Genomic DNA, 15,399 nt, shown 5'->3' with positions numbered 1-15,399 from the left:
CGGCGGGCAGGACGCTGCTCATCCCGGCATCTCCGCATTGGCGTCGTGCAGCCAGCAGGCGGCGCGCGTGGCGCCGGCGTTCAGCAGGTCGGGGCGCTCGCGCGTGCAGCGCTCGAAGGCGCGCGGGCAGCGGGGGTTGTAGGCGCAGCCGGACGGGATCGCCGTCAGGCGCGGCATCGCGCCGTCGATCTGGTTCAGGCGCTCGCGGTCGCTCGCCATGTCCGGGATGGAGGCCATCAGCCCCATGGTGTACGGATGCGCCGGCTGGTGGATCACCTGGTGCACCGGCCCGATCTCGGCCAGCCGGCCTGCATACATCACCGCGACGCGGTCGCAGGTCTCCGCGATCACGCCCATGTCGTGCGTGATCAGCATGACGGCGGCGCCATGCTCGCGGCAGATCCGCTTGAGCAGCTGGATGATCTGCGCCTGGATCGACACGTCGAGAGCCGTCGTGGGCTCGTCGGCGACGACCAGCCGCGGCTCGGCCGCGAGCGCCAGCGCGATCACCACCCGTTGCCGCATGCCGCCCGAGAACTGGTGCGGATAGTGGTCGATGCGCTGCGCGGCGGCGGGGATGCCGGTCTCCTCCAGCAGGGCGATCGCGCGCCGGCGCGCCTCGGCGCGGTCCACCGGCAGGTGCGCCTGGATGGTCTCCGTGAGCTGCCGGCCGATCGTGTAGAGCGGATTCAGCGAGGTCAGCGGGTCCTGGAAGATCGCGCCGATCTTGCGGCCGCGGATGTGCCGCAGGCGCTCGAACGGCAGGTTGTCGATGCGCTCGCCTTCCAGCAGGATCTCACCCGAGGCGATGCGCCCCGGCGGCTCGAGCAGCCCGATGATGGCCGCACCCGTCAGCGACTTGCCGGCGCCCGACTCGCCCACCACGCCCAGGATTTCGCCCGGCGCGATGTCGAAGGAGACGTGGTCCAGCGCCCGCAGCGTGCCGCGCCGCGTGGGAAATTCGACGACGAGGTCGCGGACCTCCAGCAAACTCATTGCAGCCTCGGGTTCAGCGCGTCGCGCAGCCAGTCGCCCAGCAGGTTCACCGACAGCGCAATGAGGATCAGCATGATCGCGGGAAACACCGTGATCCACCACTCGCCCGAAAACAGGTAGTTGTTGCCGATCTGGATCAGCGTGCCCAGCGAAGGCGAAGTGGGCGGCACGCCCACGCCGAGGAAGGACAGCGTCGCCTCGGTGATGATCGCCGTGGCGATGTGGATCGTGGCCAGCACCAGCACCGGACCCATGACGTTGGGCAGCACGTGGCGCAGCATGATGCGCACCGGCGCCACGCCCGTCACGCGCGCCGCCTGCACGTATTCCTTGTTGCGCTCCACCAGCGTGGAGCCGCGCACCGTGCGCGCGTACTGCACCCAGCCGGTGAGCGTGATCGCGACGATCAGCACGCCGAAGGCCACGGTGTTGGGCGCGTTCGGGAAGAGCGCCCGCCCGACCCCCGCGATCAGCAGCGCGACGAGGATCGGCGGGAAGGACAGCATCACGTCGCACAGGCGCATCAGGAACGCATCGAGCCAGCCGCCGCGAAAGCCCGCCAACAGGCCGAGTGCCACGCCGACGGCCATCGACAGCACCACGGACGCGACGCCCACGACGAGCGAGATGCGCGCGCCGTAGATCAGGGCCGAGAGGATGTCGCGGCCCTGGTCGTCGGTGCCGAGCAGGTACTTGGCGCTGCCCTCGGGCAGCCAGGCCGGCGGCTTGCGCGCGTCGCCCAGCTCCAGGGTCGTGAGGTCGAAGGGGTTGTGCGGCGCCACCCAGCCGGCGAACACCGCACAGAAGATGCACGCGAAGGCGATCGCGCCGGCGACGATCGCCACCGGCGACGTGCGGAAGCTGTAGCCGACATCGCTGTCCAGCCAGCCCGCGAGCACCTGCTTCATCGCGCCTCCGGCGCTGGCGCAAGCAATGGCATCAGGCGCCCGGCTTCACCTTGATCCACTTGAACGACAGGTTGTTGTCGGGCCGCTGGACCACGTCCACGCGCTTGCTCACGCCCCAGGCCAGCGCCTGCTGGTGCAGCGGGATGTGGCCGATGTCGTCCTGGTGGATCTTGAAGGCTTCGTGGATCATCGCGTTGCGCTTGGCCTTGTCGGTTTCCGCCTGGATCTTGTGCGTGAGCTCGTCGACCTTCGGGTTGCAGTAGGCGCCCAGGTTGAACTGGCCGGCGCCCTTGTCGTCGACGCAGGACATGATCGCATTCAGCGGGTCCGCCGCGTCGACGGTGCTGGGCGTCCACCCGAGCAGGTAGAAGCTGGTGTCGCGGCGCAGGATCTTCGGGAAGTAGGTGCCCTTGGTCTCGGCGGCGAGGTTGATCTTGACGCCGATGCGCGAGAGGTTGGCGGCCACCGCCTGGCAGATCCGCGAGTCGTTCACGTAGCGGTCGTTCGGGCAGTTCATCGTGACCTCGAAGCCGTTCGGATAGCCGGCTTCGGCCATCAACTTCTTGGCGGCCTCAGGGTCGTACGGCAGGCGCTTGTTCAGGTCCGGCTGGAAGCCGTTGATGCCGGGGCCGACCATCTCGCCGGTGGGCGAGGACGCGCCGCGCATCACGGTCTTCTTGATGCCTTCGATGTCGATCGCCTGGTAGAAGGCCTGGCGCACCCGCTTGTCCTTGAACGGGTTCTTGCCCTTGACGCTGGAATACAGCAGTTCGTCGCGCTTCTGGTCCATGCCCAGGAAGATGGTGCGCAGCTCGGGGCCGGTGAGGGCGCGCGCGTTCGGCGAGCCGTTGACGCGGTCCACGTCCTGCAGCGGCACCGGCTCCATCACGTCGATTTCGCCGGAGAGCAGCGCGGCGACGCGGGTGGCGTCGTTGCCGATCGGCGTGAAGATCACTTCCTGGACGTTGCCCTCGATCTTGCCCCAGTAATTGCCGTTGCGAACGAAGGTCGTGCGCACGCCGGGCTGGCGCTCGCGCAGGCGGTACGGGCCGGTGCCGTTGGCGCGGAACGAGGCGGCGTTCTCGATGCCCTTGCGGCGGTCGACCGGGCGCGTGGCCTGGTTGTCCTCGCACCACTTCTTGCTCATGATCATCACGCGCGACATGAGGTCCGGCAGGATGGGGAAGGGCTTGAGCGTCTCGATCTCCACGGTGTGCGAGTCGATCTTGCGCACCGCCTTGAAGTCGTTCGTGTAGCTCTTGAGGTCCGAGCCGTCGGCCTGCGTGCGCGCCATCGAGAACAGCACGTCGTCGGCCGTGAAGGGCGTGCCGTCGTGGAACTGCACGTTCTTGCGCAGCTCGAAGCGCCACACCGTCGGCGAGACCTGCTTCCAGGCGGTGGCGAGCCCCGGCACGACGCTCATGTCCTTGTCGCGCAGCACCAGCGCGTCGTAGATGTTGCCCAGCACGTCGAGCTGGAGCGACTCGTTGAGCGAATGCGGGTCCATCGACAGCGCATCGCCCTGGTTGGCGATGCGCACGGTCTGCGCGCCGGCGCCCAGTGCGGCGCACAGCAGGGCCGTGGCCAGGAAACTCTTCAATCGCATGGTGGACTCCTTCTGGAAGTAATGCCTTCGGATGAAACCGTTCGCGCCGCTCACGCCGCCAGCGGCAGCCCCCGCTCGACCAGGCTCGCGTGCAACGCGGAGCCGAGCGGCAGGATGTCGTCGTTGAAGTCGTAGCGCGTCATGTGCAGCATGCAGCTGCCTTCGCCGCCCTGGCCGATGCGCAGGTAGGCCCCGGGCTTGACCTGCAGCATGAAGGAGAAGTCCTCGGCGCCCATGCTGGGCTCCATGTCGCGCACCACGTGCTCGGGTCCGACCAGCGACTCCGCCACGTCGGCGGCGAACTCGGTCTCGCGCGGCGTGTTGATGGTGGCCGGATAGATGCGCTCGTAGTGCACGGTGGCCGAGGCGCCGAAGCCCAGCGCCACGGCGCTGCACAGCTCGTTGAGGCGCCGCTCCACCATGTCCTGCACCTCGGGGCGGAAGGTGCGCACGGTGCCCACCAGCGTGGCCTTGCCGGGGATCACGCTCATCGCGTGCAGGTCGCCGGCCTGCATCGCGCACAGGCTGATGACGGCGCCGTCGACCGGCTTGACGTTGCGCGAGACGATGCTCTGCACCGCCGTGATGATGTGGCCGGCCACCAGCACCGGATCCACCGCGAGGTAGGCGTGGGCGCCGTGGCCGCCCTTGCCGGCGATCTCGATCGTCACGCGGTCGGCCGAGGCCATCATCGCGTGGTGGCGCACGCCGAAGCTGCCGGGCCTGAGGCCGGGCCAGTTGTGCATGGCGTAGACGGATTCGACCGGCCAGCGCTGGAACAGGCCGTCCTCGATCATCGCCTTGGCGCCGGCGAAGCCTTCCTCGCCCGGCTGGAAGATCAGCACGGCGCTGCCGTCGAAGTTGCGCGTCTCCGCGAGGTAGCGCGCGGCGCCGACCAGCATCGTCACGTGGCCGTCGTGCCCGCAGCCGTGCATCATGCCGTTGCGCGTCGACTTCCAGGGGAAGTCGTTGTTCTCGGTCATGGTGAGCGCGTCCATGTCGGCGCGCAGGCCGAGCATGCGGTTGCCCGTGTTCTGGCGCCCGTGGACGATGCCCACCACGCCCGTCTTGCCGATGCCGGTGTGGATTTCGTCGACGCCGCACAGGCGCAGGGCCTCCTGGATGCGGGCGGAGGTGTAGACCTCCTCGAAGCCCAGTTCCGGGTGCGCGTGCAGGTCGCGCCGGAAGGCGGTGAGCTCGGGGTGGAACTGCGCGATGTGCGCGAAGGGTCGCGCGTGCGCGAGCCGGTTGGCGGCGGCCGGAGCCAGCATGGCGGTCAATGTCCTCCCGCCGCGCCCACGCGCAGGCGCGGGTCGACGACGAAGTAAAGCAGGTCGACGATCAGGTTGATCACGACGAAGATCAGGGCGATCAGGCACAGGTAGCATGCCATCACGGGGATGTCGGCGAAGGTCACGGCCTGGATGAACAGCAGGCCCATGCCGGGCCACTGGAACACGGTCTCGGTGATGATGGCGAAGGCGATCAGCTGCCCGAGCTGCAGGCCCGTGATGGTCATCACCGGCACCAGCGTGTTCTTCAGCGCGTGGCCGAAATGGATGGCGCGGTTCGGCAGCCCGCGGGCGCGCGCGAACTTGATGTAGTCGGTGCGCAGCACCTCCAGCATCTCCGAGCGCACCAGCCGCATGATCAGCGTGAGCTGGAAGATCGCCAGCGTGATCGCCGGCAGCACGAGGTGGTACCAGCCGTCGCGCGTCGCCAGGCCCGTGGCCCACCAGCCCACCTGCACCGTCTGCCCGCGGCCGAAGCTCGGGAACCACCCCAGCGTGACGGAGAAGACCAGGATCAGCAGGATCCCGATCAGGAAGGTGGGCAGCGAGACGCCCAGCAGGGAGAGCGTCATGAACAGCTGGCTGCCGAAGGTGCCGCGCCGCAGCGCCGCGTACACGCCCATGGGCACGCCGATCGCCAGCGCCAGCACCGCTGCGGTGAGCGCCAGTTCCACCGTGGCGGGGAAGCGTTCGCCGATCAGGCGCGACACCTTGGCGCCCTGGCGCAGGCTGAGGCCGAACTCGCCCTGCACGGCGTTGCCCAGGAAGTGCCAGAACTGCACGAAAAAGGGTTGGTCCAGCCCCAGCGCGGAGCGCAGCTCGCGGATCTGGTCCGGCTTGGCGTCCTGACCGAGCAGGAACACCACGGGGTCACCGACATACTGGAACAGCAGGAACGCGATGAAGGCCACCACCACCATGACCACCACGGCCTGGAGCATGCGGCGCAGGACAAATGCAAGCATCAATATGGGCGCGAAGGGCTGCCGAGGCTAGCATGGCAATTCCCGTGCCGGAACGCGGGGAAACTCTGAACGGTCGCGGCAGTGACGCGCTTCACTGCACGTGTTGCGCCGGTACCAGCCGCACCGGTCCGTACCAGGCCTGCGCCTGCGTGTGCGTGTTGTCGCTGTCCGTCATGATCGCGATGCCCACCAGCGCGCCGGGCGGCTCGCCGAACACGCGCTCGTAATCGGCGCGGATGTCGCGCTCGTAGTCCAGCCAGCGGTTCAGGCGGCGCGGCCCGGACTCGACGACCAGCTTGCGGATGCGGTCGGTGCGCGGGCTGGGAATGACGGTGCCCGGCGGGCGCTGGTTGCACCAAACGTACATCAGCGTCGCGTAGGGCAGCTCTTCGCCGGTCAGCGCGCGGGCCAGTTCGGACAGCGCGGCATCGCGGGCCGAAAAGCGGGAGCGGTCGCCTTCGAAGGCGAGCACGATGCGCACCGGGGCATCGTCGCGCTCGCGCAGGGCCAGGTCGGCCTGCTCGATCAGGCCGGGCACCTTCCAGGAGAAGCGCACGCTCCCCAGGTCGGCCGGCGCGATGCGCACGGCCTGGCGCAGCATGCTGGCGGAGCTGTCGGCGCGCACGGCGAGCACGTCGCGGCCGTCCAGCCGCATGTACTGGAATTCGGTGGCGGTCTTGCCGGGAAAGGTCTTGTGCACCCAGGCGGCGGGGCCGGCCCAGGGCGAGGTCGCCGCAGCGGCGGCGGAATCGGGCGGCACGGACGCACAGCCGGCGGCGGCCAGCAGGGCGGTGGCGGCGAACAGGGCCGCGCAGCGGCGCCGTCCGGAGGACAGGAAGTCCATGGCGGGGAAGATGGAAAAAAGCCGCCCGAAGGCGGCTTTCAAGTTTCTTGTTTTCTGCGGCGGCCTTGCGGCCGCTTCGAAAATCAGAAGCTGTGGCGGATGCCCAGGTCGTAGCCCGTGGAACGGAAGTTCACGGAACCGGCGGCAACCGTCGCGCCGTTCAGCGTCATGGAAGCGCCGTCCTTGTTGCGGGCGTGGGCGACCGTGGCGTACAGGGCGGTACGCTTGGACAGGTTGTGCACGTAGCCCAGGGCGATCTGCGCGGTGCGCGGATCGGCGCCAGGACCGTTGTCCAGCTTGTACGTGGAGTAGGAGGCACGGATCTCGCCCGCACCGACCGGCACCAGGGCGCCGATCAGCCAGCCGCGGCCGTCGATCTCGGTCGTGCTGTCCTTCTTGTCACGCGCGTACTGGGCCATCAGCTTGGCCATGCCGAAGTCCCACTGGCCACCGATGTTCCAGGTGGTGTAGTCGCCGCCGACGCCGGGGGCGGTGATGCCGTAGTTCGTGCGGGCCCAGGCCACGGCCACGTTGAACGGGCCGGAGCCGTAGCCCAGGCGCAGGCCGTAGCCCTTGCCGTCGTCTTCGGTCACGGCGCCGTTGGAGACGTTCTCGCCCATCCAGTAGTTCACCTGGCCGTAGATGCCGCCCAGGTTGGCCGGCAGGAAGTAGCCGATGTCGTTGGAGGCGCGCACGATCACGTTGCGGCTGCCGTTGGGCACGAACACGCCGGTGGCGGCGGGCGAAGCCAGGCCGCCGGCCGGGCCGTTCAGGGTCATGGTCGTGCCGACGCCGTTGGTGCCGAACGGATCGAAGATCGTCAGGTTCCAGAACGACGGGGTGTAGTCACGGCCGATGCGCACTTCGCCCCAGTTGCCAGCCAGGCTGACGGTGGAACGGCGGTTGAACACGAGGCCGGTACCGTCGGCGGCGTTCACGGCCGTCTGGTTGCCCGTGGGGATGGCTTGACCGGCGACGCCGCTGTCATTGCCCAGGGAGCCTTCCAGCCAGAAGGAAGCGTTCATGCCGCCACCCAGGTCTTCCGTGCCGCGGAAGCCGATGCGCGAGCTGTTGTAGCCCGAGTTGGTCAGCTGGGTTTTGCTGGCGTCACCGGCGCCATTGGCACGACCGTGAGCGATCGTGGCGTCGACGATACCGAACAGGGTGACCGACGACTGGGCGGACGCCGCACCGGCGGCAGCCATCACGGCCAGCGCAATCAGGGACTTTTTCATGCAAGTTTCTCCAAGGTTAAACATAGGGCTCCGGTTCGCATGGGGCGCGCATGCAGGCACGTGTCGCGCTCCACCGGATCCCCGGGCCAACCTCCTTTTGGGAAGTTGTTGCTATTCCACCAGAGGCCTTTTTGCGGCGCAAAGCAATTCGCCTTGCGGAGAGCGTTTCGTTGCAGGCCGACAACAGGAATCCGACGGCCGAGTGGACGATGCACAACACTTGCGTCGCATTTACGCGTCAAGTCAAGGATGAGGTGTGACATCCTTCTTCCTGATGTGCGACCTGCCGCAACCGTCGCGGGGCTCCTACACTTGGCCCATGATCGTCGATCGCATCCTCGGCGCCGCCGACCAGGCGTTGCGCACCCTGTTCGCGACCCCCCGCAGCACCCGCCCCTGCCCGGTCGTGCCGAACGAAGCCACGCACCTGGGCGCGCAGGAAAAGCAGCACGCCGCCGCGCTGATGCGGGTCAACCATGTCGGCGAGATCTGCGCCCAGGCGTTGTATACCGCCCAGTCCCTGGCCACGGGCAACGCGGAGCTGCGCGCGCAGCTGGAACGGGCCGCCCGCGAAGAGACGGACCACCTGGCCTGGACCAAGGCGCGGCTGGACGAACTGGGCGCCCGGCCTTCCGTGCTCAACCCGCTCTGGTACGCCGGCGCGTTCGGGATGGGCCTGATCGCCGCCCGCTTCGGCGACCGGGTGAGCCTGGGCTTCGTCGTGGAGACGGAACGCCAGGTCGAGGCCCACCTGCAGAGCCACCTGGAGCGCCTGCCGGCCGCCGACCACGCGTCGCGCGCCATCATCGCGCAGATGAAGGACGACGAGGCCGCGCACGCCAATCATGCGCTGCAGGCCGGCGGGGTGGAACTGCCTGCGCCGGTGAAGGTGGCCATGCGCGCGGTGGCCCGCGTGATGACCACGACGGCGCACTACATCTAGGCTGCGGCGCCGTCCTCCACCAGCTCGAAGCTGGTGGTCATTTCCGCCGTCTTCGCCAGCATCGCGCTGGCGGAGCAGTACTTCTCGTGGCTCATGGCGATGGCGCGCTCCACCGCGACCGCCGGCAGCTGGCGCCCGCGCACCGTGAAGTGCATGTGGATCTTCGTGAAGACCTTCGGATCCGTCGCGGCGCGCTCCGCACTGAGCTTGACGGAGCAGCCCCGCACGTCGTGGCGCCCGCGCTTGAGGATCAGGACGACGTCGTAGGCGGTGCAGCCGCCCGTGCCGGCCAGCACCGTCTCCATCGGCCGGGGGGCCAGGTTGAGGCCCCCGTTCTCCGGCCGCGCCTCGTCGGGGGCGCCGTCCATCATGAGGACGTGGCCGGTCCCGGTCTCGGCCAGGAACCCCATCCCCGAGCGCGCGCCGGTGGCCCCGGTCCACGTCACTGTGCATTCCATCGCTGTCTGTTCCTTCGGTCTTGGGGCACCTGTGGGTCCCCGGCTACGTAGTGATGCGTATGCGACACGGAACAAGGGCCCCGGTTGTGCATCGCAGCAAACATCTGGCTATACTGCCCTCAGAGCATAGCGATTCCGCTAAGCATCGCAGCCGGGGCGTTCCACGCCGAGGCCGCGCAACGGTTGTCTCCTCCACCTCCTCCATTGGTGGATTTAGCCCCCGGATCGCAAGATCCAGGGGCTTTTTTCTTTTCCCTCCGTGCCGGCCCTGCCCTGCGGTCCGCCCTATGATCTCGCCGCCATGAAGAAACACCTGCAGCCGCAGGACTACCTCAAGAAGATCCTCACGGCCCGCGTCTACGACGTGGCGGTGGAATCGTCCCTCGAGCCTGCGCGCAACCTCAGCCGCCGCCTGCACAACAAGGTCCTGCTCAAACGCGAGGACCAGCAGCCGGTCTTCAGCTTCAAGCTGCGCGGCGCCTACAACAAGATGGCGCACCTGGCGCCCGAGCAGCTGCAGCGCGGCGTGATCTGCGCTTCGGCCGGCAACCACGCGCAGGGCGTGGCGCTCGCGGCCCACCGCATGGGCGCGCGCGCCGTGATCGTCATGCCCGTGACCACGCCGCAGGTGAAGATCGAGGCGGTCAAGGCCCTGGGCGGCGAGGTGGTCCTGTTCGGCGACAGCTATTCCGACGCCGCCGGCCATGCCGCGCAACTGTGCGAGCGCGAGCAGCTCACCTTCGTCCATCCCTTCGACGACCCGGACGTGATCGCCGGCCAGGGCACCATCGCGATGGAGATCCTGCGCCAGCACCAGGGGCCGCTCGACGCCGTCTTCGTCGCCATCGGCGGCGGCGGCCTGATCTCCGGCGTGGCCAGCTACATCAAGTCGGTGCGACCCGAGATCAAGGTGATCGGGGTGCAGATGAGCGATTCGGACGCGATGGCGCAGTCCGTCGCAGCGAACAAGCGCGTGACCCTGGGCGACGTCGGCCTGTTCTCCGACGGCACCGCGGTCAAGCTGGTGGGCGAGGAGACCTTCCGCCTCACCCGCGAGCTGGTCGACGAATTCATGCTGGTGGACACCGATTCCGTCTGTGCCGCCATCAAGGACGTGTTCATCGACACCCGCAGCATCGTGGAGCCGGCCGGCGCGCTGGCGGTGGCCGCGATCAAGCAGTACGTGGCGGAGCGCAAGACCCGCGGCGAAACGTACGCGGCGATCCTGTGCGGCGCGAACATGAATTTCGACCGCCTGCGCTTCGTGGCCGAACGCGCGGAGGTGGGCGAGGAGCGCGAGGCGCTGTTCGCCGTCACGATTCCCGAGGAACGCGGCAGCTTCCGCCGCTTCTGCGAGCTGATCGGCACGCTGCCGGGCGGCCCGCGCAACGTCACCGAGTTCAACTACCGCATCAGCGACGCGCAGCAGGCGCACGTGTTCGTGGGCCTCACCACGCACGGCAAGGGCGAGTCGGGCCGCATCGCGGCGAACTTCACGCGCCACGGCTTCGAGGCGCTGGACCTCACGCACGACGAACTCGCCAAGGAGCACATCCGCCACATGGTGGGCGGCCCGTCGACGCTGGCGCAGGACGAGCGGCTGCTGCGCTTCGTGTTCCCCGAACGTCCCGGCGCGCTGATGAAGTTCCTGGCGCACATGCGCCCCAACTGGAACATCTCGCTGTTCCACTACCGCAACCAGGGTGCCGACTACGGCCGCATCCTGGTGGGCCTGCAGGTGCCGCGCAGCGAAGACAAGGCCTTCAAGGAGTTCCTCGACACGCTCGGCTATCCGTACTTCGAGGAAACGGACAACCCCGTCTACCGGCTGTTCCTGCGTGCCCGCCCTGAGTGATTCGGTGAACCTGTTCGCGCGCCGTTTCGCGCGGGCGCTGCAGCGCGAAACGCGGCTGCCGCCGGTGGCCGGCGCCGCGGACGAAGACCTGGCGCGCGGCAGCGATCGCCACCGGCCGGGTGCCGGTGCCGTGGTCGGCCTGCTGGCCGCGTTCGTGTTCGCCGTCTTCGGCCTGCTGCTGCGGGGCAATCCCGCGGGCCCCGCCGTCGCGGCGGTGGCGAGCCTGTTCGCCGTGCTGGTGCTCACCGGTGCGGCGCACGAACGCGCGGTGTTCCGGCTGGCCGAAAGCCTGGCGCCCGGCGCAGGCCAGGGCGTGATCGCCATGGTGGTTCTGCTCGCCGCGCGCATCGTCGCCGTGGCGGCGATCGGCTCGGCGTCCGAGCCGGGGGTGCTGGCGGCGCTGCTGGCCGGCCCGGTGGTCTCGCGCTTCGCGCCGCTGCTGGCCGCGCATTGGGCGGCGCATGCCGGCGGCGAGGACGCCGGCACCGTGCGCATCGCGGCGCTGTGGTGCGTGGTGCCCGTGGCGCTGATGGTCCTGGCCGACGGCGCCGCCTTCGCGCTGCTGGCGCTGGCGGGCGCGGCTGCGGCGTGGATCGCCTTGCTGCGGTTCTTCCGCCATCGCAGCCCAGGCTTCGACGAGGCGCGGGCCGCCGCGCTGCAGCAGGCCTGCGAAGCGGCCTTCTACCTGGCCGCCTCGCTGGGCGCCTGAGCCGCCTCGCCCACGGGCTGCGGCGCGTTCTGCGGCACGGCCGGCGGGGCCGGACGCACGGGGAAGCCTGGCGCCGGCGCCACTGCCCCGGGCGCGACGCCCATCGGCACCGGCCGGTTGGAAGTCTCGATGCGCGGCTGGGGCAACTCCAGCGTCAGCACCGGCCGGCCGTCGCGCGCCGCGATGACGGCCTGGCGTCCGTGCACGGACTGCAGCACCAGGCCTTCGTCGATCGTGCTGCCGACCCGGTACGACCTGGCCGGCTTGCCGTCCACCGCAATCACCGCCGCCCCGCCGCCGGAGCGGGCACCGGCAGCCACCCCCAGCAGCTGGAAGCGGCTGGACAGCGCGATCACGGGCGCCGGGGCGGCCGCGGCCGCCGGCGTGCTGCCCAGCATGCGGGCCAGGGCGACCGGATCGACCGGCCCGACCTGCCGGGCCACGGCGACGGGCGCCGCCACGGAGCGGGTGCTGGAGGACAGCTTCAGCCCCCAATAGGCCGCGCTGCCCGCGGCGAGCGCCCACAGCGCGAAGGTCGCGCCGCGCACGATCCAGGGAGCGGGGGCCGGCGTCAGCATGCTGGCGATTATCATTGATGCGATGCTCACCTCCTCCGCCATGCAAACACGCGCGATCCCGCGCGGGCGCCGGCTCGCCCGCGGCTTCACCCTGATCGAGCTGATGGTGGTGCTGGTCATCATCGGCGTGCTGGCCGCGCTGATCGTGCCCAACGTGCTGGATCGCGCCGACGACGCGCGCGTGACCGCCGCCCGCACCGACGTGAACAACCTGATGCAGGCCCTGAAGCTGTACAAGCTGGACAACCAGCGCTACCCCACCGGCGAGCAGGGGCTGCAGGCGCTGATCGCCAAGCCCACCACCGGGCCCAACCCGCCCAACTGGAAGCCCTACCTGGAGAAGCTGCCCAACGACCCGTGGGGCCGCCCGTACCAGTACCTCAATCCCGGCGTCAAGGGCGAGATCGACGTGATGTCCTTCGGCGCCGATGGCCAGCCCGGCGGCGAGGGCAAGAATGCCGACGTCGGCTCCTGGCAGTAGCCCCCACCGTCCGCAAGCGCGCAGGCTCCTCGCGGCGGGCTTCACCCTGCTCGAACTGCTGGTGGTGGTCTCCATCATCGCCATCGCCTCGGCCGGCGTCGCCTTCGCGCTGCGCGATGCCGGCGGCGACCCGCTGGAGCGCGACGCGCAGCGGCTGGCCGCCCTGCTCGAATCCGCCCGCGCCCGCTCGCGCCTGAGCGGCCAGCCCGTGCGCTGGGTCGCGGGCGACGGCGGCTTCCGCTTCGAGGGGCTGGCGCCGGACGCGCTGCCGAACCAGTGGCTCGCGCGCGACACGCAGGTCGCCGGCCGCGGCGTGCTGGTGCTGGGCCCCGAGCCCGTGATCGGCCCGCAGGCCGTGGTGCTCACGAGCGCCGACCATCCCGATCGCACGCTGCGGGTGGCCACCGACGGCCTGCGGCCGTTCACGGTCGGCGCCGCCACGCCATGAAGCGCAGCCGCGGCTTCACGCTGGTGGAGGTGCTGGTGGCGCTGGGCATCGTCTCGATCGCCCTGGTGGCCGGCCTGCAGGCGAGCGCCGCGCTGACCAACAACGCCCAGCGCCAGTCGGACGTGCTGCTCGCGCACATGTGCGCCGAGAACGAGCTCACGCGCATGCGCCTGGCGCGCCAGATGCCGGCGGTGGGCGACAGCCAGCTCGATTGCGAACAGGCCGGCCAGGTGTTCCAGGTGCGGATCAAGGTTTCGCCCACGCCCAACCCGAGCTTCCGCCGCGTCGACGCGCAGGTCACCGACACCCGTTCGCCGATCCTGCGGCTGTCCACCGTCATGGGGCGGTACTGAATGGCCCCCACGCTCCGCACCACGCGTCGTCGCTGCCCCCCGGGGGGGGCGATCCGCCTTGGGGCGGCCCGGCGGCGGATCGTGCGGCGCATCCGCGGCTTCACGCTGGTCGAACTGCTGGTCGCCCTGTTCGCGCTGGCGATCCTCGCCACCCTCAGCTGGCGCGGCCTCGACGGCATGATCCGCGCCCGCGAGGTGACCGAAGCGCGCGCCGACGAGATCCTCACGCTGCAGACGGGCCTGGCGCAGTGGGCGGCGGACCTCGAGGCGATCGAGGAATTCGCCCCGGCCCCCGCCCTGGAGTGGAACGGCCGCGTGCTGCGCCTGACGCGCCGGGGCAGCCTCGCGCCCGGCGACGGCGCGCGCGTGGTGGGCTGGACGCGGCGCGAAGGCCAGTGGCGGCGCTGGCAGTCGCCGCCGGTCTTCACCCGCGGCGACCTCGGGACCGCCTGGCAGCAGGCGGACCTGTGGGCGCAGAACCCCAGCGACGCGCTGCGCCGGCTGGAAGTGGCGATCACGCCGCTGGAAGACTGGCAGATCTTCTTCTTCCGCGGCGACGCCTGGACCAACCCGCAATCCAGCGCCGACACCCCCGGCCAGACGGCGGCCCTGCCCGGGTCCCCGCTCGTGTCCACCTCGGCGCTGCCCGATGGCGTGCGGCTGATCCTGCAACTGCCCCCGGGCCGCGCGATCAGCGGCCGCCTGCAGCGCGACTGGGTGCGGCCCACCGTCGGCGGAGGCCGCACATGAAGCAGCGCGGCGCCGCCCTGCTGGCGGCCATGCTCACGGTGACGCTGGTGGCGACCTTCGCCGCCGCGGCCCTGTGGCAGCAGTGGCGCAGCGTGGAGGTCGAAAGTGCGGACCGGCAGCGGGTGCAATCCACCTGGATCCTGACCGGCGCGCTGGACTGGGCGCGGCTGATCCTGCGCGAGGACCGCGGCGACCCCGACTACCTGGCCGAACCCTGGGCGGTGCCCTTGCAGGAGGCGCGCCTTTCGACCTTCCTCGCCGCCGACCAGGCCAACAACACGATGAGCGACACCGAGGAGGCCGACCAGGTTTTTCTCTCGGGCGACATCGTCGACCTGCAAAGCCGGCTGAACGTGGGCGACCTGGTCGAGGCCGCCGGCGTGCCGGAGAACCGCCTCGCCCCCTTCCGCCGGCTGTTCGACCTGCTGGGCCTGCCGCAGGCGCAACTCGCGCGCATGGCGGAAAACCTGCGCTTCGCCTTCGACCTCAACGTGGACAACCGCAGCGCCGCGCAGGCCCCGCTGCCACCGCAGCGGGTGGAGCAGCTGGTCTGGCTCGGGCTGGCGCCGGAAACCGTGGCGGCACTGGAGCCCTACGTGACCATCCTGCCGCGGACGGTGCCGATCATCAAGTCGCCGGTGAACCTGAACACGGCTCCCGCGGAAGTGATCTACGCGGCGATCCCCGGCATCGGCCTGGCCGACGCGCAGCGCATCGTCGCCGAGCGCGAGCGGCAGCACTTCCGCAGCATCGCCGACGTCAAGCCGCTGCTGCCCGAGGGGACCAAGCTGGAGCCGGGCAGCGTGGGCATCGGCTCCAGCTACTTCGGGGTGCGCGGCCGGCTGCGCATCGGCGACGTGGTGATCGAGGAACATTCGATCGTCGTGCGCCAGGGGCGCGAGGTGCGCACCCTGCAGCGCGAACGCGGCCCGACCGAAGCGCTGGGGACGACCGAGATCAAGCGTTAGCCGCAGCCGG

17 protein-coding genes are annotated in these 15,399 nt (G+C 70.0%); 8 read left to right on the top strand and 9 right to left on the bottom strand.

The genetic code is table 11. The annotated features are described in order from the left end of the window. Positions 1-18: 18 nt before the first annotated feature. The 7 genes from WG923_RS21595 to WG923_RS21565 all read right to left on the bottom strand — a co-directional run bounded on the left by WG923_RS21595 (position 19) and on the right by WG923_RS21565 (position 7,846). Positions 19-996: an ABC transporter ATP-binding protein gene (locus WG923_RS21595; RefSeq protein ID WP_340353065.1), complete on the bottom strand. Its 978-nt coding sequence runs from the start codon at positions 994-996 to the stop codon at positions 19-21. Further along, entirely contained in the window at positions 993-1,904 is a 912-nt protein-coding gene (locus WG923_RS21590; protein WP_340353064.1) for an ABC transporter permease, read from the bottom strand. The genes WG923_RS21595 and WG923_RS21590 overlap by 4 nt, the downstream gene beginning before the upstream one ends. Positions 1,905-1,935: 31 nt before the next feature. Then, positions 1,936-3,510, bottom strand: a complete 1,575-nt coding sequence (locus WG923_RS21585; protein ID WP_340353063.1) for an ABC transporter substrate-binding protein — start codon at positions 3,508-3,510, stop codon at positions 1,936-1,938. A gap of 50 nt (positions 3,511-3,560) precedes the next feature. Further along, positions 3,561-4,781, bottom strand: coding sequence for a M20 aminoacylase family protein (locus WG923_RS21580; RefSeq protein ID WP_340353062.1), 1,221 nt, complete (start codon positions 4,779-4,781; stop codon positions 3,561-3,563). A 5-nt stretch (positions 4,782-4,786) separates the two neighbouring features. After that, the gene (locus WG923_RS21575; RefSeq protein WP_340353061.1) at positions 4,787-5,767 is read right to left on the bottom strand and encodes an ABC transporter permease; all 981 of its coding nucleotides are present in this window, start codon (positions 5,765-5,767) and stop codon (positions 4,787-4,789) included. Positions 5,768-5,858: 91 nt separating this feature from the next. Beyond that, positions 5,859-6,653 (bottom strand): DUF3047 domain-containing protein, encoded by a 795-nt coding sequence (locus tag WG923_RS21570; protein WP_340353060.1) that lies wholly within the window; start codon positions 6,651-6,653, stop codon positions 5,859-5,861. Positions 6,654-6,694: 41 nt separating this feature from the next. Further along, positions 6,695-7,846, bottom strand: coding sequence for a porin (locus WG923_RS21565; RefSeq protein WP_340353059.1), 1,152 nt, complete (start codon positions 7,844-7,846; stop codon positions 6,695-6,697). A 319-nt stretch (positions 7,847-8,165) separates the two neighbouring features. On the opposite strand from WG923_RS21565, the gene coq7 reads away from it, so the two are divergent. Then, positions 8,166-8,789 (top strand): 2-polyprenyl-3-methyl-6-methoxy-1,4-benzoquinone monooxygenase, encoded by a 624-nt coding sequence (gene coq7 / locus WG923_RS21560; protein WP_340353126.1) that lies wholly within the window; start codon positions 8,166-8,168, stop codon positions 8,787-8,789. Here the strand turns inward: coq7 and WG923_RS21555 are convergent. Next, positions 8,786-9,247 carry an OsmC family protein gene (locus WG923_RS21555; protein WP_340353058.1) on the bottom strand — a complete coding sequence of 154 codons (462 nt, stop codon included), beginning with the start codon at positions 9,245-9,247 and terminating at the stop codon, positions 8,786-8,788. The two genes, coq7 and WG923_RS21555, sit on opposite strands and share 4 nt — an antisense overlap. Before the next feature lie 301 nt (positions 9,248-9,548). Between WG923_RS21555 and ilvA the strand changes: the two genes are divergently transcribed. Together ilvA and WG923_RS21545 are read left to right on the top strand one after the other, a co-directional pair. Beyond that, complete coding sequence (ilvA, locus tag WG923_RS21550; protein WP_340353057.1) at positions 9,549-11,102, top strand: threonine ammonia-lyase, biosynthetic; 1,554 nt, start codon at positions 9,549-9,551, stop codon at positions 11,100-11,102. Continuing rightward, positions 11,086-11,811: a hypothetical protein gene (locus WG923_RS21545; RefSeq protein WP_340353056.1), complete on the top strand. Its 726-nt coding sequence runs from the start codon at positions 11,086-11,088 to the stop codon at positions 11,809-11,811. Before ilvA ends, WG923_RS21545 begins: the two co-directional genes overlap by 17 nt. Here the strand turns inward: WG923_RS21545 and WG923_RS21540 are convergent. Then, the gene (locus WG923_RS21540; RefSeq protein ID WP_340353055.1) at positions 11,784-12,389 is read right to left on the bottom strand and encodes a type II secretion system protein N; all 606 of its coding nucleotides are present in this window, start codon (positions 12,387-12,389) and stop codon (positions 11,784-11,786) included. The genes WG923_RS21545 and WG923_RS21540 overlap by 28 nt on opposite strands. 22 nt (positions 12,390-12,411) lie before the next feature. Between WG923_RS21540 and gspG the strand changes: the two genes are divergently transcribed. The 5 genes from gspG (at position 12,412) to gspK (ending at position 15,389) form a co-directional block, all read left to right on the top strand. Further along, complete coding sequence (gene gspG / locus WG923_RS21535) at positions 12,412-12,870, top strand: type II secretion system major pseudopilin GspG (RefSeq protein WP_340353054.1); 459 nt, start codon at positions 12,412-12,414, stop codon at positions 12,868-12,870. After that, a complete protein-coding gene (locus tag WG923_RS21530; protein ID WP_340353053.1) occupies positions 12,845-13,318 on the top strand; it encodes a GspH/FimT family pseudopilin in 474 nt (157 codons plus the stop codon). Before gspG ends, WG923_RS21530 begins: the two co-directional genes overlap by 26 nt. Next, the gene (gspI, locus tag WG923_RS21525) at positions 13,315-13,671 is read left to right on the top strand and encodes a type II secretion system minor pseudopilin GspI (protein WP_340353052.1); all 357 of its coding nucleotides are present in this window, start codon (positions 13,315-13,317) and stop codon (positions 13,669-13,671) included. The genes WG923_RS21530 and gspI overlap by 4 nt, the downstream gene beginning before the upstream one ends. An 81-nt stretch (positions 13,672-13,752) precedes the next feature. After that, a complete protein-coding gene (locus WG923_RS21520; RefSeq protein WP_340353051.1) occupies positions 13,753-14,421 on the top strand; it encodes a PulJ/GspJ family protein in 669 nt (222 codons plus the stop codon). Beyond that, positions 14,418-15,389 (top strand): type II secretion system minor pseudopilin GspK, encoded by a 972-nt coding sequence (gspK, locus tag WG923_RS21515; protein ID WP_340353050.1) that lies wholly within the window; start codon positions 14,418-14,420, stop codon positions 15,387-15,389. The genes WG923_RS21520 and gspK overlap by 4 nt, the downstream gene beginning before the upstream one ends. Positions 15,390-15,399: the final 10 nt, after the last annotated feature.

Source organism: Ramlibacter sp. AN1133 (assembly GCF_037890035.1).
GTDB lineage: Bacteria > Pseudomonadota > Gammaproteobacteria > Burkholderiales > Burkholderiaceae_C > Ramlibacter.
Note: the sequence above shows the minus strand (reverse complement) of the source record. Positions and strands in the feature narration are given on the sequence as shown.

Excerpts from the sequence above, each read along its gene's own strand:
- WG923_RS21540 (WP_340353055.1), bottom strand. The coding sequence starts at position 12,389 with ATGCTGACGCCGGCCCCCGCTCCCTGGATCGTGCGCGGCGCGACCTTC.
- gspI (WP_340353052.1), top strand. The coding sequence starts at position 13,315 with ATGAAGCGCAGCCGCGGCTTCACGCTGGTGGAGGTGCTGGTGGCGCTG.
- gspK (WP_340353050.1), top strand. The coding sequence starts at position 14,418 with ATGAAGCAGCGCGGCGCCGCCCTGCTGGCGGCCATGCTCACGGTGACG.
- WG923_RS21580 (WP_340353062.1), bottom strand. The coding sequence starts at position 4,781 with ATGCTGGCTCCGGCCGCCGCCAACCGGCTCGCGCACGCGCGACCCTTC.
- WG923_RS21595 (WP_340353065.1), bottom strand. The coding sequence starts at position 996 with ATGAGTTTGCTGGAGGTCCGCGACCTCGTCGTCGAATTTCCCACGCGG.
- ilvA (WP_340353057.1), top strand. The coding sequence starts at position 9,549 with ATGAAGAAACACCTGCAGCCGCAGGACTACCTCAAGAAGATCCTCACG.
- WG923_RS21530 (WP_340353053.1), top strand. The coding sequence starts at position 12,845 with ATGCCGACGTCGGCTCCTGGCAGTAGCCCCCACCGTCCGCAAGCGCGC.
- WG923_RS21555 (WP_340353058.1), bottom strand. The coding sequence starts at position 9,247 with ATGGAATGCACAGTGACGTGGACCGGGGCCACCGGCGCGCGCTCGGGG.
- WG923_RS21590 (WP_340353064.1), bottom strand. The coding sequence starts at position 1,904 with ATGAAGCAGGTGCTCGCGGGCTGGCTGGACAGCGATGTCGGCTACAGC.
- WG923_RS21565 (WP_340353059.1), bottom strand. The coding sequence starts at position 7,846 with ATGAAAAAGTCCCTGATTGCGCTGGCCGTGATGGCTGCCGCCGGTGCG.
- gspG (WP_340353054.1), top strand. The coding sequence starts at position 12,412 with ATGCTCACCTCCTCCGCCATGCAAACACGCGCGATCCCGCGCGGGCGC.
- coq7 (WP_340353126.1), top strand. The coding sequence starts at position 8,166 with ATGATCGTCGATCGCATCCTCGGCGCCGCCGACCAGGCGTTGCGCACC.
- WG923_RS21585 (WP_340353063.1), bottom strand. The coding sequence starts at position 3,510 with ATGCGATTGAAGAGTTTCCTGGCCACGGCCCTGCTGTGCGCCGCACTG.
- WG923_RS21575 (WP_340353061.1), bottom strand. The coding sequence starts at position 5,767 with ATGCTTGCATTTGTCCTGCGCCGCATGCTCCAGGCCGTGGTGGTCATG.